Origin of the sequence: Halpernia humi (assembly GCF_900108025.1) — a bacterium.
GTDB lineage: Bacteria > Bacteroidota > Bacteroidia > Flavobacteriales > Weeksellaceae > Halpernia > Halpernia humi.
This window is the reverse complement of sequence record NZ_FNUS01000001.1, coordinates 174,964-195,519: the sequence shown is the minus strand read 5'-3', so window position 1 is coordinate 195,519 and position 20,556 is coordinate 174,964. Positions and strand designations below refer to the sequence as shown.

General features: G+C 32.2%; 15 protein-coding genes. 1 reads left to right on the top strand and 14 read right to left on the bottom strand.

The window, feature by feature from the left end:
* Nucleotide 1 precedes the first annotated feature (1 nt).
* From C4S29_RS00945 to dnaK, 14 genes are all read right to left on the bottom strand, one after another.
* Complete coding sequence (locus C4S29_RS00945; protein WP_103912253.1) at nt 2-1,162, bottom strand: hypothetical protein; 1,161 nt, start codon at nt 1,160-1,162, stop codon at nt 2-4.
* An 11-nt stretch (nt 1,163-1,173) separates the two neighbouring features.
* A complete protein-coding gene (locus C4S29_RS00940; RefSeq protein WP_103912252.1) occupies nt 1,174-2,451 on the bottom strand; it encodes a restriction endonuclease subunit S in 1,278 nt (425 codons plus the stop codon).
* Between the two features lie 109 nt (nt 2,452-2,560).
* Complete coding sequence (locus C4S29_RS00935) at nt 2,561-3,574, bottom strand: PDDEXK nuclease domain-containing protein (protein ID WP_103912251.1); 1,014 nt, start codon at nt 3,572-3,574, stop codon at nt 2,561-2,563.
* The gene (locus C4S29_RS00930) at nt 3,567-5,180 is read right to left on the bottom strand and encodes an HsdM family class I SAM-dependent methyltransferase (RefSeq protein WP_103912250.1); all 1,614 of its coding nucleotides are present in this window, start codon (nt 5,178-5,180) and stop codon (nt 3,567-3,569) included. Before C4S29_RS00930 ends, C4S29_RS00935 begins: the two co-directional genes overlap by 8 nt.
* Nucleotides 5,177-8,248, bottom strand: coding sequence for a type I restriction endonuclease subunit R (locus tag C4S29_RS00925; protein ID WP_103912249.1), 3,072 nt, complete (start codon nt 8,246-8,248; stop codon nt 5,177-5,179). The genes C4S29_RS00930 and C4S29_RS00925 overlap by 4 nt, the downstream gene beginning before the upstream one ends.
* Nucleotides 8,249-8,505: 257 nt before the next feature.
* Entirely contained in the window at nt 8,506-9,183 is a 678-nt protein-coding gene (locus tag C4S29_RS00920) for a hypothetical protein (RefSeq protein ID WP_103912248.1), read from the bottom strand.
* A gap of 186 nt (nt 9,184-9,369) precedes the next feature.
* Nucleotides 9,370-10,845: a DUF2779 domain-containing protein gene (locus C4S29_RS00915; RefSeq protein WP_103912247.1), complete on the bottom strand. Its 1,476-nt coding sequence runs from the start codon at nt 10,843-10,845 to the stop codon at nt 9,370-9,372.
* A gap of 10 nt (nt 10,846-10,855) precedes the next feature.
* Nucleotides 10,856-11,773: a helix-turn-helix transcriptional regulator gene (locus tag C4S29_RS00910; protein WP_103912246.1), complete on the bottom strand. Its 918-nt coding sequence runs from the start codon at nt 11,771-11,773 to the stop codon at nt 10,856-10,858.
* Between the two features lie 106 nt (nt 11,774-11,879).
* The gene (locus C4S29_RS00905; RefSeq protein WP_103912245.1) at nt 11,880-12,113 is read right to left on the bottom strand and encodes a beta propeller repeat protein; all 234 of its coding nucleotides are present in this window, start codon (nt 12,111-12,113) and stop codon (nt 11,880-11,882) included.
* Between the two features lie 128 nt (nt 12,114-12,241).
* On the bottom strand, nt 12,242-13,906 hold the full coding sequence (locus tag C4S29_RS00900; protein ID WP_103912244.1) for an ATP-binding protein: 1,665 nt from the start codon (nt 13,904-13,906) through the stop codon (nt 12,242-12,244).
* 420 nt (nt 13,907-14,326) lie between these two features.
* Nucleotides 14,327-15,427 carry a Fic family protein gene (locus C4S29_RS00895; RefSeq protein WP_103913004.1) on the bottom strand — a complete coding sequence of 367 codons (1,101 nt, stop codon included), beginning with the start codon at nt 15,425-15,427 and terminating at the stop codon, nt 14,327-14,329.
* Between the two features lie 449 nt (nt 15,428-15,876).
* Nucleotides 15,877-17,124: a type II toxin-antitoxin system HipA family toxin gene (locus C4S29_RS00890; RefSeq protein ID WP_103912243.1), complete on the bottom strand. Its 1,248-nt coding sequence runs from the start codon at nt 17,122-17,124 to the stop codon at nt 15,877-15,879.
* An 8-nt stretch (nt 17,125-17,132) separates the two neighbouring features.
* Nucleotides 17,133-17,423: a helix-turn-helix domain-containing protein gene (locus tag C4S29_RS00885; protein ID WP_103912242.1), complete on the bottom strand. Its 291-nt coding sequence runs from the start codon at nt 17,421-17,423 to the stop codon at nt 17,133-17,135.
* 419 nt (nt 17,424-17,842) lie between these two features.
* A complete protein-coding gene (dnaK, locus tag C4S29_RS00880; RefSeq protein ID WP_103912241.1) occupies nt 17,843-19,735 on the bottom strand; it encodes a molecular chaperone DnaK in 1,893 nt (630 codons plus the stop codon).
* 278 nt (nt 19,736-20,013) lie between these two features.
* On the opposite strand from dnaK, the gene C4S29_RS00875 reads away from it, so the two are divergent.
* Nucleotides 20,014-20,490: a c-type cytochrome gene (locus C4S29_RS00875; RefSeq protein ID WP_103912240.1), complete on the top strand. Its 477-nt coding sequence runs from the start codon at nt 20,014-20,016 to the stop codon at nt 20,488-20,490.
* The last annotated feature ends 66 nt before the right edge of the window (nt 20,491-20,556 follow it).

The window sequence follows — 20,556 nt, the reverse complement described above, 5'->3', positions numbered from 1 at the left end:
TTTAATTAGTTATATAAAATAAATCAATCTCAATTTGCGCCACTTCCAGAGAATTTTTAATTTTCTCATTAATTTTTATTAACGTAGTTTCAACGCTCAATTCACCAATTTCATCATTAAATAAATCATTACATTGTAAAGTAATTTGTTCAGAAAATTCTTTTGCTCTTTGAGTTATCAATTTAATATCTTTTCTAATATCACTTGACATTGTTATTATTGGCAATAATCTAGTATCCAAATTACCTTGATTATTTATTGAAGAAGTTCTTTCAATGAATGTTTTTAATAGTTTTGAATCTATTTCCATCCAATCTGTTTCTGATAAAGGATTACCATCTTCGTCATAATTTTCTTTAATAATTTCATAATTTATTCTAATTGCATCGTTTGCTGCAAATGCATTTTCATTAAGCAAATAATTTTCACCTAACTCTGATTTTAAATGGATTAGAAATTCAGCATTCTGGTTTAAAAACTCAATAATTTTATTTCTGATTGACATTTTTGTATTAAATGAATCACTTATGTAAGCAGAAATTTTAGGATAAAAATCGTCAAAAAATTCTGGTAGAAAATCTAAAATGTTATATAATTTAATATAGTCTTCGGTATTAGAGACTTTGAAAAAACGATAAGCCTTGTATATTGCACCTCTATTAATATCTAAAATAGTACCATAATTTTTGGAAGAAGTGTGCAATAATAGATGAGAATTGAGAGGTTCATTTCTTAAAGAATTTTCATATTCTTTAATCCTTTCGCCTTTATGATTTAAATCTTTAATTATAGAATCTAAATTCACAGATAGAAGATCTAGATTGTCAAACGCTTCAATTTTCTGCGTTTGTAGTAACATTTTTTTATCGTCGTCCCTAGTTAAATTAAATTGTTTTATTTGTTCTTCATTTGCTTTTATCTGCATATAGAAAGCGAGAAAAGTTAGTAAAATGCCAATCAATCCAATAAACGGATTCATAATGCCAAAGGTATCTCCAATTACACCACTATTTGCATCAAATTGGTAATTAACATCTTTTGTTATCCGCGTAAAAATGTATGGACTAAATAAACTAAATAAAAGTAAAATACCTGCAATAACAAGTATAACAATTACAAAGGGTTCCCATAATCTATTATCTTCTTTTTTTGATTCAATCATAATTAGTCTTTTTAATATTTCCCTTTCCCTTCCGCCACCATTACCAAACCACCTTCTTCCCTTTCATATTCGCCAGAACCAACCCTAACCTGCCCATTCATCAACATCGGCAACAACCAATCCCGCAATTGTGCGAGTTCTTGGTTTTGTTTCGAGTTGATTTTTATTTTACTATCGAAGGTTGAAACTGTCTTTTCAAATTTTCTGAGGATATTTTCGCTTGGATAACAAAATTCTAAATTGTATAAATCATCTTTTGTCAATGAGCCAAAAGTAGTTCCGACTGAATTTAAATAATCGAATTTCTTCTTAAAATAATTCATTTGATAAATTAAAAATGAATTAAAATTTTCTTTACTATTTAAAGCAGAAAGTCCACGACCAATACAACAATCATACATTGCAATATTCATAGTTCCAATTGGTGCACGAACGCTTAATAAAATGTCATTTTCTTTTGCAAATCTTGTTGGGGAAGTTGTGTAAATCCTATTTTCAGGAAAACGCCACCCAAAATCCGTAGAACCTTGAAAAAATATCATTCCTTTATTTTGTTCATTGTATGATTCTCCAGAAGGCGATTGTCCCATTGTAATATTTGCGACTTCACTCAATATTTTCACTTCCCAACCAACCGGAATTTCCCTTTTCAAAACCTCATCATAAATCATTTTTCCGCCAGAAGATTTGTAAGGATTACCGTTTTCATCTGGAAAATCAAACTGCACAAACCAATAATCATAAATGGTTTTTGCCATCTGTTCTAATTCTGCATTGAGTTGATTGTTCAACTCAATTTTATCATCTAATGCGGAAAGAACAGCGGCGATTTTTTTCTGATTAATAAAATTTTCTATATTAATTTCCATTAATTTAAAACTATCTAAATTGATAGTATTAAATACAGATCCTTGACCTCGTTTCTGAATATTGGAAACATAGTTTTTAAGACAATAATATAAATAGGTATTATCCACTATATCTTCTTTACCTCTTAAACCAAAACATGACTGGTTAAAAGCCATTGGAAAACCAATTTGCGCAAGGACACCGACAGTTCCTCTTGCTGAAATTATCAAATCATCTACTTTTAATAATTTGGTACTGCTATTTTTTAATCCTTTTTCTGTAATTTTTTTTTCAGAAATATATACTTTTCTTAAGTCATTATTGAAGTCATTAATTGATAACCAGCCAATTGTACCATTTTCCCAATATTCAGAATTATTAGTTTTTGGCGTTCCACCGCTAATAACATTTATTACATCATTTAAAATTACATTATCCATACTTCAACCCTTTTAATTGTTTTTGAATGGTGGTTTCGGCAAGCTCAACCACCAATGAAAGCGTATTTTGCGTATAATTTCTCGATAAAAATGCTAGATTTTTCATTATTTAATAAATTCTATTTCGCTCAATTCGTTCTTTAGCCTCAATTAATAGTTGGTGTATTTTCGCTTCTAGTTCAGCTTTTGGTGGTAAAGTTGTCCAATATTCGGCTACCATAATTCCGTCTTTGTGCATTTCTAATAATTCCACTTGCTCCTTGTTGCTTTCGGCACATAAAATCAAACCAATGGGTTCGTTTTCGCCTTCTTGTTTTTCATATTTGTTTAGCCATTTTAGGTACAATTCCATTTGACCTTTGTGCGAGGCTTCAAATTTCCCCAGTTTTAATTCTATTGCAACCAGCCTCTTTAATTTTCGGTTAAAAAATAAAAGGTCCAAATAAAAATCTTCGCCATCAATAATCATTCGTTTTTGACGCTCCATAAAGGCAAAACCTTTGCCCAATTCTAATATAAAATTTTCTAGCTCTTGTAAAATTGCACGTTCTAAATCATTTTCTAAATAAGTATTTTTCAAGTTTAAAAAATCTAATAAATAAGGATCTTTGAAGGTGTTTTGCAAATCTGATGGAAATTTTGACAAATGCGTATCCGCTATTTCTTTTCGTTCAAAAGCTTTTCTGCTTATTTGATTGCGTAGTTCACGTTTCCCCCATTGTTCCTCAATTGATTTTTGAGCATAAAAAAGTTTAGATTCTTTTGATTTCAGGGGAAATAATTCTATAAAATGAGACCAACTCAATTGTGTAGCCAGTGGCGACACAATTGATAAATCAGAAAAATCATTTGAGAATTGCATCATTCGTCTTACATTTCTTTCGGTAAAACTTCGTCCATATTTACTTTCTAATTGAGTAGCGACGGTAGAAACAATTGCTTTTGCATATTCAGCACGCTCATTATTCAGGATTTCTTCATTAATCCGCTTGCCAACTTGCCAAAACAACAAGGTAAGCGCACTATTAGCAACAGTTTGTACTTGTTTTTTACTATGTTCAATTAAAGTGGAAAGCTCATTAACTAAATTTTCATTAGCAGATTTTTCTAAAAATTTATTCATACCTCAATTTTTTCAAATTCTCCTGAATCTTCTTTTCCAACTCTGCACCTTCGGCAAACATATCTGTCAGATTATTTTCAAACCCCATCATTTTTTCTGCAAATTCTTCTGCGGTAATGTCGATGTATTCAATCTTTACTTCAAAATATTGTCCGGCTGAAAAAGAATAATTCTTGGCAGCAATTTCATCTTTAGAAACTACCACAGATAAATCTTCTACTGCTTCTTTCTTGTTAAAAGTTTCAATTATTTTATTTTCTTCTTCGGCTGTGAGAACGGTTCGCTGGTTTTTGCCTTCTTTCACGGTTTCGCCAAGTTTAGAAGCATCCATTAATACAATATGTTCGTTGTCTGCTAATTTGTCTAAAATCAACACAGAAACATTGGTTCCGGTACTCGCAAAAATATTACTCGGCATACTTACCACACCTTTCAACCAACCATTATTGATCAACTTTTCCCTTATCTTTTTTTCAATTCCAGATTGCGCGGTGATGAAACCTGTGGGAACTACAATTGCCGCTTTTCCCGTATCGTTCAAACTGTACATAATATGCTGAATGAACATTAAATAAATGGCCATGGATTCTTTTTTGGCTTTCGGGACATTTGGAATTCCGGCAAAAAACCGCTCTTTGAATTTGTCTTTTTCTAAATCTTCCCGAAAATCTGAAAAATCTAATTTAAACGGCGGATTAGAAACGATGTAATCAAATTTAGTTTCTAAATAAGACGGATTTGCAATGGTATTGCTTCGGATAATATTGGGAATACTTTGGGATAAATGGTTGAGAATTAAATTCAACCTCAACATCGTAGAAGATTTCTGGGAAATATCTTCCGAATAAATGCTGCAATTTTTCTCGCCAATTTTATGCGCCAAACTCATCAGCAATGTTCCAGAACCTGCACTTGGATCATAGACTTTCACGCCTTGCTGCGGTTCTTGCACCAGAATTTGCGCCATAATTCTCGCAACTGCGTGTGGCGTGTAATATTCGGCGTATTTCCCTCCACTATCCGAGTTGTAATCTTTAATTAAATATTCAAAAATTGTGGCAAAGAAATCATATTTTTCGCTGAACATTTTGCCAAAACTGAAAGTCGCTACTTTATTGATTAAAGCACGGCAAAAAGCATCTCGTTGTGAAGCATCAGAAATATAATTAGACAATTCATCAAAGAGTTTATCTTTCGCACCAGTCGCAGATTTTACAGAAAATATATCAGAATTATCAATGCTGATTGCACGCAGAGTATCATCAAACAACTTTCCAAAATCCGCTTCGTTTTGGCGGTTAAAAAGATAAGAAATCGTGTGATTGGGTTGCAGTTTCGGAATATCTGGGTTCATTCCATAATTCAAAAAATTAAGTTCTTCTTCCGATAATTCTTCCAGCGCCTCTTGAAACTTTTCGGCATTTTTTAAAGATTTATTTTCTTTTTTGGCTTCATCAATGTATTTGTCATTAATGAATTTGTAGAGGAAAACCTGAGTAATAATTTTAAATTCGTTGCCGTCATTTCCCAGTCCGTAATTGGCGCAAACGCTTTTTAATTCATCAATTAAATGTTTGGTTTGCGTTATAAATTGCAGGTCGCTCATATTCTGTATCCGTTGTATTGTTGTTGGTATTCTGCAACAATGAGTTGGTTTATTTGTTTTGTGGTTTCAAAATCTACTTTCACATCGCTGTTGTTTTTAAATTCATTGATCACCAAAGTCATCAAATATTTTTTAAAATAAGCGTCGTTATCTATGATATTGCTGTTATGTAGAATTTGTTCGTCGGTTTGTTCTTTTACTTTCAGAAGTGCATCGTAAAGTTGGGTTTGTTTCAAGTTAAGATTTCCTTTTTCCATCAATCTTTTGTGAATGCGAACATATTTTTCATCTTCCAAATATTTGTGTTGCAAATTTTCATTGGCTTGGTTCAGTTTTAAAACCCTTTCGTAAATGGTTTTCAGCAGTTGAATATTTTCACGCATTCCTTCCTGCGTGATTTCTTCCAGATTTTTTTTCTTAAAAATGTTTTCCAGTTCTTCCCGAAGCGTGATAAATTGCGGATCCGTTTGGTCGATATTTCTTTGCAAGGCTTCTCTGGTTTTCCGCATCTGACCTTTTTGCTCGTCTGCTAAAATCAATTCGTTCTCTGAAACTTTCACAAAAGAAAACCAAATATCTTCTAAAGCCACATTCAACAGATTTTGCGTTTTCTGCTCATTGTTGATGGAATCTATAAGATTGAGTTTATCTAATTGTCTTTGCGCTTCGGCAAGAAAAATATTGAGTTTATTAAAATCTATTTTCTGCAAAAGATCCTGTAGATCTTCTTCACCAAGACGAATGATGTTTTTCAATTCTTTCGCATTTCGCAAGGCTTTGATGATTTTTAGCAAATCCGGTTTATCTCTTAATTCACTGATTTGTTGCGAAAATCTTTCTTTGTTATTGGTATCAAATTGAAAGAGAATTTCTTTCAGTTCTTTCAGGTCATTTTCAATCTCTTCTCTGGATTTAAAGAGATTGCTGTAGTTTTTCATTTCATCGCCCAATTCTGCATTTAGTTCATCCAAATACAATTCATTGGTTTTATCAAATGCTTTAGAAATATCTGCAAAATCTACAACGTAACCGTATCTAAAACTCTTATAAGGTCTGTTGACACGCGTTAAAGTCTGCAAAAGATTGTGATCTTTTATGACTCTTGCCAAATACAGTTTTTTCAATCTTTTGGAATCAAAACCTGTGAGCAACATATTGTAAACAAAAAGTAAATCTACTTTGCTGTGTTTGTAGGCTTTTATTAAATCTTTGCGAATTTCCTTATCATTTTCATCGTGAAGAATGAGCGCGGCTTTCAGTTTTGGATTTGGTGTTTTGTAAGGATTATAAGGTTCTGCAACTAAATTTGCTGCATAAACCTCCTGTTCGCCGTAAGTTTCCTCAAAATATCGAAACAGATTTTGCGCTTGAGCAGAAGAATCACAAACGACCATTCCACCTAAAGAACTGTCGTCTTCTTGTTTTCTAAATTCTATTAAATCATCAACAATGTATTCCAGCAAAGGTTCTACATATTTATCGTGCGCATAAACTTTTTCTTTGCCAATTTCTCCTTTTAAAATTTCGATTTGATCCAAAATTTCCTTCATCTTCATTCTGAATTTGGTATCAATTCCTTCCCGAATCAGGCGTAAAGTATAACCATCAGCAATAGATCGGTTGTAATAATATTTGTGAATGTAATTGCCAAACAAATCTTTAGAATCATAAAGCCGGGTAACTTCTTTTAAAAGTGGCGTTCCTGTTAAAGCGATTTTTACCGCATTTTTATCTGAATTTAAAAGATTGGCGAGATAACTTCCTTTCGGGTTGTAACTTCGGTGCGCTTCGTCTAAAAAATAAATATTTTGAGTGTTGATGTCGTAATCAATTTCTTCCGTAACGGTAGAATCTTCCGTAAATTTTTGAATATTGACAACGGTGATTTCCATTTCACCAGAATCATTTTGAAGCGCGCTTACTTTCTTTATTTCTTTTAAAAATTCTGCACGAGAATTGACTTTATTGACCTTCAAACCACGATTCGAAAATTCAGTGGAAGATTGTATCAATAAATCTATTCTATCAACAATGAAAAAGAATTTTGGAATTATATTTTTCTTTTGAAAATAATCTGTCAGAAATTTTACGTTGTAATATGCTAAAGCCGTTTTACCGGAACCTTGTGTATGCCAAATAATTCCCTTTTTGATGCCATCGTCCAGCGTTTTCGCAATGGCCATGGTTGCAAACATCTGCGGATAACGCATTATGTGTTTTTCTAAACCAGATTCTTCTTCCACATAAGCCAAAGCATATTTTAAAACGAATGCAAATCTTTGTTTGCTTAAAAGTGAAGTGAGAATTCTATTGGTTGGAGAATCGTAATGTTTATTGGTGATAAATTCTGGTGAATGTTTTATCGCACTCAAATTATTATCTTTCAAAACAAAATTTTCCAGTGCTTCAGAATCAGGAATAAATTTGGTGATTACTGGGAAATCTGCATCTTCACGAAAATAATTAAACCTTAAATCTGCATAAGCCGAAGTGGTATAATACGCACCTTGAATTGGCTCTATCACGCCATCTTCATATTCCATATTATTGGAAAAGATCATCAACTGCGTAATATTGGCGAACTTCCGGAATTTTTTATTTTTAAATCTCGCATTCATTCTTTTGCGTTCATCCAAAACACCTTCTTTATTGTTGGGTTTTTTCACTTCGATAAACGCTAAAGGCAATCCATTAATTAAAATCGTAATATCTGGACGAAACTCCTCGTCTTCATTTTTACAAGTCAGTTCTGTAGTAACGTGAAAAGAATTGTTATTAAAATTTTCAAAATCTATTAATTTAATTCCCGAACCAGAAACCAAATTTTTGTAGAAATCTTCTCCCAAATCTTCAAAATCCAACTTCAAATTGATTTCATCCAATAACAAATCCAGTTCTGCATCGCTAACTTCAGGATTTATTCTCTGCAGACTTTCTTTAAAAATATCAGGAAATATGTTGCTTTCTTCAATTCTCTTTTGCTCTCCTTTCGAAATATATTGATATCCCAAACGCATCAAATGCAGTATTGCAGGAATTTTTACGCGAGAATCTTCGTTGAAAGCCATTTAGTTTTTTGTTTGGTGCACTAAAATAAATAAATAAAAGCAGATTTTAATTAAATAAATGAAAGAAAAACAACAAATTTCAATCGCTAATAAAAGAAAAAAATGATCTTATAAAAGCAATTTTGATTCATTGTAAGTTTTAATTTTTAAAAAGAGTGTAATTTAAGCAAAGAATTTAAAGTAAAAAAAAGGCAAACCGTATAATGGTGAAATTTTTTGTTTTCTTTTTTAAAAAACTGATTTTTAGATTGTTACATTTAATTTCTTTTTACAAAATTCCACTCCCATTTCTGGGCGGTATAAGTGAGCGGCGTTGCTGTAAACTTATATTTATCCGCTGCCAAAACGTAACAAATATCGCCATCGCTGTCTTTTAAAACAGAATTTCCTAAGACCTCTATATTACCTATAAAATCAAACGAATCTGAACTGTAAGTTTCCCAAGTTTCTGTGGTGCTCTCGAGTTTAAATTTCTGACCGATTTCTTGGGCGTAAGAATCTACAAATTCTTGGTAAAAATATTGCGTTTCCTTATTGAGGTTGCAGACTTCAATACTAAATACGCCAGTTTTTACTTTAACGTCTTTCGTTTTTAAGTGAATTTTTAAAATGTCTTCGAAGTGGCGTTTTCTTGGCGCAAAAAACATGCGCTTGCTGTCATTTACTTTTTCTACCAAGCAATCTGCGACGTAATCTCTGAAATCTTCATCCGAATATTCCAAATGATAAGTATGCCACGGAAATCTCTCGTTTAATTCATCAAAAGCGCTATAAAAACTTTCGTGAATTTTTGGTTTTACAAAATCTAAATTCTGATGATTGAGTTCTTCCACAAAATAGTCGAATCCTTGTTGTTCTTCTTTTTTTAAACAAATAATTTGGATGAGATTATTTTCATTTGTCATTTGGAATACGGTGTCTCTTTCGCCTTTCATATATAGATGTTTATTGTTTTTTTTAGGTCATCTGCACTCGCTGAATCTTCATAGGTGTTTGCATTAGCAGATCATGGCGATTTCATAATTAAAATTTTTAATAGTATTGATTTTTTAATACTGTAAAATTACCAAGGGATTCAGACAAAACATGGCGTTTAAAATGTCGTTTTATTTATTTTAAAATTAAAATAAATCAACTAAAAATTGGTAGATAATCACCATTGCAAGCGTATCTCTTTCGCAATATTTCAAAAGGTTTTCGCGAAGATTATCATCTATAAAATTTCCATTTTCTATGGATTTCTCAAACAAAGAACTTGCAGATCCGCCGTCTTGAATTTCTAAATTTGCATAAGTAAAATCCGGTGCAATTGCAGGTAAAACAGATTTGATAGAAGCCGAATTTTTCATGGCAGGAAAATAGCAATATCCACCTTGAAAAACAGGAAGTAAATCTACAATTCGATCTACTAATTGATGTAGAAAATGCGCGTCTTCAGGGAAAAATTGTGCTAATTCGTTTAATCTTCCTTTTTCAAAACTTTGGTTGTATGTCACAATATTTCCTTTGCTGCCAAAATCTTTTTTCAATTGTCCCACCATTTGTTTTAAAGGATTTTCACCATTACTGAAATCTTCGGGATTAGCGAGAAACTCTTTATGCGAAAGATTTCCGTCTTTATCCAAAATATGCAGCGAATATTGAAACGGAACTTGCTGGTAAGGTCGTGTTCCATCAAAAACTGGAATTGCAGGAAAAATAGTTTCAAAATCAAAGAAATAAAGCGGAAATTCCCAATTAGAAATCAGATTTTTAATGGCTAATTTATTCATATAAGTTTCATCATTTTTCAACCCGTTTCGTTGAAGATTTTGAAAATGCGTCAAAGTAAAATCATCTGGAATTTCGTCAATTTTTAAAATATTTTGCTCGTAAAGATTCCAACCTTTTTTTCCACCTCGATATAAATTAAAAACAGAATATTGTGGAACATGTTTCCAGCAATGATGGGCGTAATCGCAACCAAAAGGATTGGAACAATGTGCGCCAATTTCCACCACTGGTTCTTGTTCAATTTCCAACATTTTCAATAATCGATCCAAATTTTCTGCAACCCAATCTTGATTTGCGATAACTTCTTCCGTAATGTCTTCTAATATGAAGATTTCAGAGGTAATTTCACCATGTTTTATGTATTGATTATTGACGAACATCATGAAAAATCGATCTGGTACAAAACCCGCATTTTTCATCACAAAATATTGTAGCGAAGCATCTGTTAAATGATACTCTTTCACAGAAGTACTGCTTTTCACTTCAATTGCCCAAACTTCATCATCATTTCTGTGCAATATATCGAGCATGCAAAAAGCATTTTTCACGCTAAAAGTGGCTTCATAAATGGTTTCTACTTTTTCGGAAATCCATTTTTTTGTATTTTCTATAGAAGGTTTTAAGTTGGAATAATCTTCTGGTGTCGCATCTTTTCCGTTGGGGAACATTTCTTGCGCCAATATTCCGATGCGATGCCCGAGATCAAAAACCGCTTGTGTTTGGGCGTCAGTTTCTGGTTTTAAATCTTTTCTGTAGAAATCAAACCACAGTTTTTTTTCACATTGAATTCCGGAAACAAATTTAGATTTGGAAAGGTTTTTCATTATTTTATACTTAAACAAAATTTTTCAACATATCTTCTACTTCTGCTTTCATTTGGTTTTTGAAACTTTCGGGCGAGATGATTTTCACGCGATTTCCGTAAGACAGAATTTCTCTCTGAAAATCGTAAGTTGGCACTAAAAATACTCTGAAAACGGTTTCTTCTGCGTTTTCCGAAACAATTGTTTGGGAATTATGCAACTTTAATGCTTTCACATAATTGGCTTGTTCGCTATCGAATTTAAGTAAAATTTCTTGTGGCTCGTCGCCAGTTGCGTTGATGATTCCAAAAAAATACTTGTAAGTTTCTTCTATATTTATCGTTTTTCTTTTGAATGTAGAACTAGTGATTTCCAGGTCTGAAATTCGATCTAAACCAAAAGTTTTTAGAAAAAATTCTCCATTTTTAGGTTTAAAATCGGCTGCTAAAAGGTACCATCGGTTTTTAAATTCTTTCAAAGCATAAGGCTCTACTAACTTCTCGAATTTTTCGTTTTCCCAAAATTTTTGGTAATTAAATTTGATGACTTTTTTATTGGTAATGGCATGAATAATCCCATGAAGGTGTTCTAAACCTCTGGCTCTTCTATGTTCAAAAAACATCACATCGGTATTGCCCTTTGTTTGTCTATAGGCTTCTACGAGAAGTAATTGATCAAAAACACTTTCTTGAAAAAGTTCTAGTTCTTCATCTTCAATGAAATAAATATTTCTTTGTCGGGAGTAAGAAATGCTGATCCCAAAAACATCTGAAATTGCAACTTTATCACGCAAAAAAGTGCGTTCTGTAAATTTGAGAGTCAGACCTTTTTCGTTAAATTTTTCTTGTAAAAAATCTTCAATTTCTTTGTAAGACGCTCCTTTTTCTTTTCTTCTTCTTAGCAATTCTTCTATGAATTTTAAGCGAAGCATTTGTTCGTTTTTTGCCATTTTGTTTTAATTTATTTCAAAGATAGAAAAGTAGAACGACAAAATATGGCGGTTAAAAAAACCTTTGCCAAAGATTTTGAACTTTGGCAAAGTTGAGATGGAAAATTTAAGATTTTCTTATCCAAGAAATACCGTCATTAGTTGACTTAAAAAGACCTTTGGAAGTCGTTCCCAAAATTTCTTTTCCAATATCTGTAAGATCTTGAAATTCACCAACTGAAGATGAACCATTAAATCTAGTGATCCAACTTACACCTCCGTTTGTTGATTTTTCTAATTTTTTGTTGTCTTTTGGCGAAATGCGGATTAATTCTTTTCCGCGTGTAATAATTTGTGACATAATTTTTGTTTTTAAAAAGTTAGTAGCACAAAATTAGATTTGGATTCGGACAAAATGAGGCGGTAAAAAAAACTTTGTCAAAGTTATTTTCATGCTGTGCAAAATTTTGACAAAGTGAAGAACGTTTTTCAAAACCCAATTTTCCTATTTTCACATTTCTCACTCCATTTTTCATTTTTGCAAAGATTTTCAATATCAGAAAATTTTAGTTTTTTGTTTTCCAGAATTTCCTGCATCGCCCATTTTCGGGCAATATTTTCCATTTCTCCACCAGAAAATTTGAATTTCTCGGCAAGAATTTGGCTTTCTTTTTCCGAAAGAAGGGGAAGTTTTTCTTGCCATATTTTTGCTGAATTTTCAAAGGAAGGTTGCTCAAATTTTACTTTAAATAAAAATCGGCGTTCAAAAGCAGCATCCATATTTTCAACCAAATTTGTGGTAGCGAAAAGGATTCCGTCAAATTTTTCCATCTCTTCTAAAATAACATTTTGAATTGAATTTTCGGTGTCCGCAACATTGGAAATTCCTGCAGATTTGCGTTTGCCAATAATGGCATCGGCTTCATTAAATAAAAGAATTGGGCAAAGTTCTTCTGTCTTTTTCATTTCTTGATATTCCGTGAAAATTTTCTTTACTAGTTTCTGACTTTCGCCAAACCACATGCTTTTGGTTTCGGAAATATCTACTTTAAAAATATTTCTGCCAGATTCTTTTGCCAACTGATAAACACTTTCCGTTTTCCCAGTTCCGGGAACGCCGTGAAGAATTGTTGTAAGTCCAATTGGCAATGATTTTTCTTTCAATCTTTGTTGCATTTCTTTAAATTTACCATCATCCAAAATATTTAAAATTTGCTGCAATTGGTTGTTTTCTTCAAAATTGTAGAATAGTTTTTTCGCCGAAATATCTTTTGCTTTAATAAGTTTTGAATGGTTATTTGAAGTTTCATCAATCATTAAATCTTCATTATCTCGCAGAAAATCGGTTACTTTTTTGGAAAGTTTCGCCTTATTTCTATTTTGAAAATTTTCTTTTGAAATTTCAATTAAATTGAGTTTTGAAAGTTTGGTTTCTTTGTTAATTATTAATTTATGAAATCTCATCGCTTGACTTTTTTTTGGAAAATAATCATTGACTGTAGATTGAACAAAAGTGTTAAAATCATTATCGCCGCAAGTGATACAATCCCAAATGGTATCTAAAAAGAAATAAGTTTCGAACGGATCGAGTTGATAATTTTTGATTTCCCGGAAAATGGGCATTTCTAAATTGTCGAAGCAAAGGGTTGCAATATATTCTGTGAAATCATAGTGACTGATTAATTCTCTATCAAATTGGTCGCTCATTTTATCAAATTCTTCTAGAAAATCTACCAAGTTTTTTTTGCACGAAGATTCTTCAATTTTAGAATATTTAATGAGTTGGTTTCTAGAAATAGAATTGATGATATTTTGGGAAAGTTCGTAAGATGAAATTTGCTGTTTGTGTGCGTTTTTATTCATCAAAAGATTTCGATTGTACAACATTTCGATAGATTCTCTATATTTCAAAACCTGAAAATTGGAAAGTCCAAAATGATCAAAAACAGCATTAAAACTGCTATTTTCAAACCATAAAACGAAGGTGTTTGCGAATAAAACCGTTTCAATGTCATTGAGTTGCAAATAATTCGAAAGCAGTTTGATTTCATTTTCTACCACTTCAAAAAGTGGTTGTCGCAGTTGACTATCTTTGGAAAATTGATAAATAGTTTCAATTGCTTCCATCACATTAAAATTCACTTTTGTTTCCATATCCTTTTGTTTTAGAATACAAAGATGAAAAATGACTACGCCGAAACGTGGCGTAGTGAAAATAAAAACTTAATTGTGGAAAATATTATCGAATTCGTTACAGATTCAATATAGAAAAGCAATTTGCTTAATTCATTATGACATTAAAGTAAAAATAATAGTAGTGAAACCTTTAATTTTTTAGAGACGATTTGTATTAATTACTCTAAAATAAGTAATTTTCGTCGTTTTTTTTATACAAAATAGAAAAAAATGTCCAGTTTATTATGCAAAAAACTGGACATTTGTTACAGAAAAAAATCGATGATTTCTTCTTTTAAATTTTATTTATCAAAGTCTTCTGCAAACGAAAAAGCAGGAATGTGATCTCCTGCGATTTAATTAGTTGTTAATAGTTTTTTATTTCAGAGGTTTTTAAGTTCATTCCATTTTCATTAATTCATAATTTGTACTGCGGCCGCCTTGTTCTTCTTGTTTTAAAATTCCCTTTTCCAATAAGTCTTTAATGTCTCGCAATGCTGTATCGGTAGAACATTTCGCTATTTTTGCCCATTTTGATGATTTTAGTTTTCCATCAAATCCATCTAATACCTTATTCAAAACCAAACGTTGTCTTTCGTTCAAAGAGGTATGTTCGTGCAATTTCCAGAATTCAGTTTTGTAAACTACTTTTTTTAGACTGATTTCAGTTTCTTGCAGAGCGTTTTTTAAACAATGCAAAAACCATTCAAGCCATTCAGTAATATCGCCGTTGCTGTGTTGTACTTTTTGTAATATTTCGTAATAGCGTTTTCGTTCCACCAAAATTTGGCTTGACATGCTATAAAATCGTTCCGAACTTCCATCTGCACGCGCCAATAATAAATCTGAAATCGCTCTCGCAATTCTTCCGTTTCCATCATCAAATGGATGTATAATGATAAACCAAAAATGAGCAATGGCAGATTTTAGCACCAAATCTATCTTTGATTCACTATTCAGCCAATTAATAAATTCATTCATTTCTTGCTGTACCATTTTTGGTTCAATGGCTTTGTACTGTATTTTTTCTTTACCCATTGCTCCGGAAACAATTTGCATTTCTCCAGTTCGGTATTTTCCTACTTCAATTTTATACATCCCGCTGTGTCCAGTAGGAAATAACGCTGAATGCCATCCAAATAAACGGTCATCGGTTATAGGCTGTAAATAATTTTGAGTGGCATCTAACATCATTTCTACAACTCCTTCAACATTTCTATCGGTTGGAACTAGACCTGCTACATCTAAACCTAAACGTCTTGCTATGGAAGATCGCACTTGATCATAATTCAATTGTTCGCCTTCTATTTCAGAAGATTTTACCACATCTAAAGTTAGTGTAGTAAGATTGGCTTCTTCTTTTGCAGAAAAACCAAGAGAAATCATTTGTCCAGCAATTTTTCCTTGCAGATGACGCACATCGCCAAAAACGGTATTGATGGCTTTATCTTGCCAAGTAAAGTTTGTCCAATTTTTATTTTGATAGATGTACTTTGCCATTATCATTATTTTTAATGCGGTAAATATACGAATTAATTACCGCAAATTTGCGACGAATAGAAATGTTATTTACCGCAAATTAGAATAATTGCTATTTTATTTTTCCTAAAAAATGTTAATCATTCATTTTGAAAATTTATGTCCTAAATTTCCTCTTCATTTTCCACCATTCGTACTCATGTTGCGCTACATAATGAGGTTTCAAAACATCATCAATTAATTATTCTGTAAGTTTTAAGATAGAATCTTCTGGTTTTTTTGAGAAACTTTTAATGATTTTTTTAAAATTATTGATAAATAGTTTCAATTGCTTCCATCACATTAAAATTCACTTTTGTTTCTATGCTCTTTTGTTTTAGAATACAAAGATGAAAAATGACTACGCCGAAACGTGGCGTAGTGAAAATAAAAACTCAATTGTGGAAAATATTATCGAATTCGTTACAGATTCAATATAGAAAAGCACTTTTCATCAGTTCCTGTTCACCTCGTGAAATTCCGATTTCTGAGGCAATATTTTTCCAGTTGCTGACTGCTTTTTTTACTTCAGAAATTATGGAATTCATTTCGGTTTCATTTAATCTAAAATAAATACCGACACTTTTTGCTAATTCTATATTCAAGGAATTATCGTCCATATCTATATTTAAAGCCAATCCGTTTTTTTCAACAGAAGGATTTAAGTCATAAGCAGGAGATAAAATCCAACCTTTATGTGTTAGAATAAAACCATGATTTCTTAAATGATCATCCGTATTTGAAATACAAATATTGAAAACTATTCTTCGCCACAACTGATGAAGATTGTCATTTATATTTGCGCCAAAATTTAAAATAAATTCTACAATATCAAGATAACTGGCTGTTGAAAATCGCAGTGCTTCTTCATTATTACCAGTCATAGTCATTGCCGATGCAAAGTGAATTCTCTGATTGCTTTCTCTATCGAATCTTTTCGTGAAAAAAGTATAATGTTTACCAGCAATTTTTTCAATTTTGCATTCAGACATTTCAATTCCACTATCCAATGCCAATTGGTATGCTAAAAATTCCCATGCTGCTTTATCAATTGTATCATTTTTAGAAGGAAATTTAGCAATCCACAAATCTCCATTTTCATCCTCAATATTTGCTTTTGGTCTTGCTCCACCTAAAGAAGATCCGGGAGCCAAAAGAATTGCTAACCATTTTTTGACGTCTGCATTTTCATCATCTTCAAGATTTTTTGCTGCTGCTTGAAGTTCTCGAATGGACGACCAAGGTGGAGTTGAGTTATTTTGATCATCATCTAGAAATGATCCATCAAGAGAAGTTTTAAACCTTAGAGCACCCATTCTGGTTTTGTCAAATACGCCAAGAAGGTAATCAATTTCATAAAGAATTTGTGGTTTTTCATTATTTTCTCCTGCTTGCTGTGCCGCTTTTCTTTTCATTAAAGTTCTTCCCCAAGTATCGGGCATACTGTCTAAAAAAAGTCCAAAATTTTCTTTATTATCAGGAAATTGTGCACCGGAAAAAAACTGAATATCTGGATCGATAAGCCACTGATTTTCCGTCTTCAACCAATTTTTATCATACTCAAAACTCAATGCTTTTTTTCCTTTGCCATAATGTGCTGAAAAAATACCTATATGTTTATGAACAGATATTCCTTTCCAATCTGCAAATACGTAAATGTTAAATTTTCCTTTTTTCATGTTTCTTACTATTTAAGTAATTCCAAATCTTGAAGTTTTCTGCCAAATTCATCATCTGCTGCCAATTTCAAAACATCATCTTGTAATCTCAAAACTCGCAAAACATTAAAATACGCACCAAAAGAAACGCTGGAATCGCCTTTTTCTATTAAATACAAGGTTGAACGAGCAATTCCTGCCCTTTCTGCTACTTGAACTGCTGTTAATTTTCGCCGCTTTCTAGCAAGTTTGATATTCTCTCCCATTTCTTCCAATAATTGAGTAAATTTAGGAAGGATAAATTGTTCTTTTTTATTCATAACGTCTGTTATTTCATACAAATATATTGTTTTTGTTTGAAATAACAAACATTATATAGAATACTAATCATTTTTTTTGATAATTCACCTCCTAAATTTCCTCTTTTTTTTCCACCACTCATCTTCCTGTTGCGCTACATAATGAGGTTTCAAAATATCTTCAATCAAGTCTTCTGCAATTTCTAAAATAGAATCTTCTGACTTTTTTGAGAAACTTTTAATGATTTTTTTTAAATTATTGATAAATACTTTCAATTGCTTCCATCACATTAAAATTCACTTTTGTTTCCATATTCTTCTGTTTTAGGATACAAAGATGAAAAATGACTACGCCGAAACGTGGCGTAGTGAAAATATTTTAAACAAAAAATTCCCCAAGTTTTCACTCGGGGAATTTCTAAATATATTTAATTGAAGTCTTATTTCACTTCTTCAAAATCAGCATCTTGCACATCTTCGGTGCCTGCGTTTGCAGATTCTTGGCCACCATTTTCTGGTGCACCTTGCTGTGCAGATTGTGCATACATTTCTTCTGAAGCCGCCATCCACGCTGCGTCTAACGCTTCGGTTTTGGTTTTGATGGTTTCCACATCTTTGGCTTCGTAAGCAGTTTTTAGTTCTGCGTGTGCGCTTTCTATGGCTGCTTTTTTGTCTGCAGAAAGTTTTTCGCCAAATTCTTTGAGTTGTTTTTCTGTTTGGAAAATCAATCCATCGGCTTTGTTTAAAACTTCTACTTCTTCTTTTTTCTTAGCATCAGCAGCAGAATTTTCTTGCGCTTCTTTTTTCATTCTTTCGATTTCTGCTTCGGATAAACCTGAAGAAGCTTGGATTTTGATTGCTTGTTCTTTACCTGTTCCTTTGTCTTTGGCAGAAACATTCAAGATACCATTCGCATCAATATCAAATGTAACTTCAATTTGTGGAACGCCTCTTGGTGCTGGTGGAATATCTGATAAATCAAATCTTCCGATTTCTTTATTGTCATTAAACATTGGTCTTTCACCTTGCCCCACTCTAATTGAAACCGCTGGTTGATTATCACTTGCAGTAGAGAAAATTTCAGATTTTTTAGTTGGAATAGTTGTGTTGGCTTCAATTAATTTAGTAAAAACTGAACCCATGGTTTCGATTCCTAATGAAAGTGGCGTTACATCTAATAAAAGAACGTCTTTCACATCTCCTGTTAAAACTCCACCTTGGATAGCTGCACCAATTGCTACAACTTCATCTGGGTTTACACCTTTTGATGGTTTTTTTCCGAAGAATTTCTCAACTTCTTCTTGAATTACTGGGATTCTTGTAGAACCACCTACTAAAATTACTTCGTCTATATCTGAAGTAGATAAACCTGCATCTTTTAATGCTTTTGCAACAGGATCCATTGAACGTTTTACTAAATCTGCAGACAATTGCTCAAATTTCGCGCGTGTCAAAGTTTTTACCATGTGTTTTGGGCCAGAAGCAGTTGCCGTTATATATGGCAAATTAATTTCAGTTTGTGGTGAAGAAGACAATTCAATTTTCGCTTTTTCTGCCGCTTCTTTTAATCTTTGAAGTGCGATTGGATCTTTTTTCAAATCTACACCTTCTTCTTTATTAAATTCGTCTGCCATCCAGTTGATAATTACATCATCAAAATCATCACCACCTAAATGCGTATCTCCATTTGTAGATAACACTTCAAAAACGCCATCACCTAAATCTAGGATAGAAATATCAAACGTACCTCCACCCAAATCGTAAACAGCAATTTTTTGATCTTTATGAGATTTATCTAAACCATAAGCCAAAGCTGCTGCAGTCGGCTCATTGATAATTCTTTCTACTTTTAAACCTGCAATTTCACCGGCTTCTTTTGTAGCTTGTCTTTGGGCGTCATTGAAATAAGCAGGAACCGTAATTACCGCTCTAGTTACTTCTGTTCCTAAATAATCTTCCGCTGTTTTTTTCATCTTTTGCAAAATCATTGCAGAGATTTCTTGCGGTGTATATTCTCTATCACCTATTTTTACTTTTACCGTATCATTTGTCCCTTTCATCACATCATAAGGCACTCTTGAAACTTCTGTCGCATCATCTGAAAAATGCGTACCCATAAATCTTTTAATAGAAAAAACTGTATTGGTAGGGTTTGTTACAGCTTGTCTTTTTGCCGGATCGCCCACTTTTCTTTCTCCATCTTCTACAAAACCTACAATAGATGGTGTTGTTCGTTTTCCTTCTGCGTTAGGGATTACTACAGGATCTTTACCTTCCATTACTGCAACGCAAGAATTCGTAGTACCTAAATCAATTCCGATTATTTTACTCATTATTTTATATTTTATTTGTTATATTTTATTTTTACAAAACAGATTTCTCAATATTTGTACCACAGCGTTTTTTTATGACATTTTGACATTATTTTAAATCATGTTTCTTTGATAAATATGAAATTAAATCCCAAAAACAAAGGAATTTTAATTAAAAATTGTTGAATTTAAAAATGGGTATTTAGAGGATTTTTTACCTGCCTAAAGTATGAATCTCTTCAAGAAAAAAATTATCTTTGAAAAAGGAAAAATATTGAAAATTAAAATAAGTTTATTTCATGCATTTAAATAAAAATCTATACCCTCTGCTTCTGCTAATTAGTACTTTATCTTGCAGTGGTGATAAAAAAAGCGAAACGAAGCATACAGAAACAGTAAGCAATTCTACCAAAAATGTAGAGCACAAAAATTATGACATCAACAAAGGTTTGGGACAATATGATAATATTGATGTTTCTAAATTTGATGCACAAATGGCTGAAAATGGACAAAAAATATTCCAAATGAACTGCATTTCTTGCCACAATGTAAGTGATAAAAAATTAGTAGGCCCAGGTTTAAAAGGAATTACAACCAGACATTCTGCCGCTTGGATTATGAATTTTATTAGCAATCCAAACGAGATGCTAAATTTAGACCCAGAATTAAAACAACAAGTTGAAACTTATGGTATAAAAATGCCCAACCAAAATCTAAATCCCACACAAGTGCGCGCTATTCTAGAATATTTAAGGCAAATAGACGGCGCAAAATAATTTTCTAAAATTTTATACTATTATTACGCATTTGTAACATGGCATAAAGCCATAATTCCTTTAAAA

Bases quoted from the DNA above. Each gene is read 5' to 3' on its own strand.
- C4S29_RS00895 (WP_103913004.1), bottom strand. From the start codon at position 15,427: ATGGCAAAGTACATCTATCAAAATAAAAATTGGACAAACTTTACTTGG.
- C4S29_RS00925 (WP_103912249.1), bottom strand. From the start codon at position 8,248: ATGGCTTTCAACGAAGATTCTCGCGTAAAAATTCCTGCAATACTGCAT.
- C4S29_RS00935 (WP_103912251.1), bottom strand. From the start codon at position 3,574: ATGAATAAATTTTTAGAAAAATCTGCTAATGAAAATTTAGTTAATGAG.
- C4S29_RS00945 (WP_103912253.1), bottom strand. From the start codon at position 1,162: ATGATTGAATCAAAAAAAGAAGATAATAGATTATGGGAACCCTTTGTA.
- C4S29_RS00930 (WP_103912250.1), bottom strand. From the start codon at position 5,180: ATGAGCGACCTGCAATTTATAACGCAAACCAAACATTTAATTGATGAA.
- dnaK (WP_103912241.1), bottom strand. From the start codon at position 19,735: ATGAGTAAAATAATCGGAATTGATTTAGGTACTACGAATTCTTGCGTT.
- C4S29_RS00885 (WP_103912242.1), bottom strand. From the start codon at position 17,423: ATGAATAAAAAAGAACAATTTATCCTTCCTAAATTTACTCAATTATTG.
- C4S29_RS00920 (WP_103912248.1), bottom strand. From the start codon at position 9,183: ATGAAAGGCGAAAGAGACACCGTATTCCAAATGACAAATGAAAATAAT.
- C4S29_RS00915 (WP_103912247.1), bottom strand. From the start codon at position 10,845: ATGAAAAACCTTTCCAAATCTAAATTTGTTTCCGGAATTCAATGTGAA.
- C4S29_RS00875 (WP_103912240.1), top strand. From the start codon at position 20,014: ATGCATTTAAATAAAAATCTATACCCTCTGCTTCTGCTAATTAGTACT.
- C4S29_RS00940 (WP_103912252.1), bottom strand. From the start codon at position 2,451: ATGGATAATGTAATTTTAAATGATGTAATAAATGTTATTAGCGGTGGA.
- C4S29_RS00905 (WP_103912245.1), bottom strand. From the start codon at position 12,113: ATGTCACAAATTATTACACGCGGAAAAGAATTAATCCGCATTTCGCCA.
- C4S29_RS00890 (WP_103912243.1), bottom strand. From the start codon at position 17,124: ATGAAAAAAGGAAAATTTAACATTTACGTATTTGCAGATTGGAAAGGA.
- C4S29_RS00900 (WP_103912244.1), bottom strand. From the start codon at position 13,906: ATGGAAACAAAAGTGAATTTTAATGTGATGGAAGCAATTGAAACTATT.
- C4S29_RS00910 (WP_103912246.1), bottom strand. From the start codon at position 11,773: ATGGCAAAAAACGAACAAATGCTTCGCTTAAAATTCATAGAAGAATTG.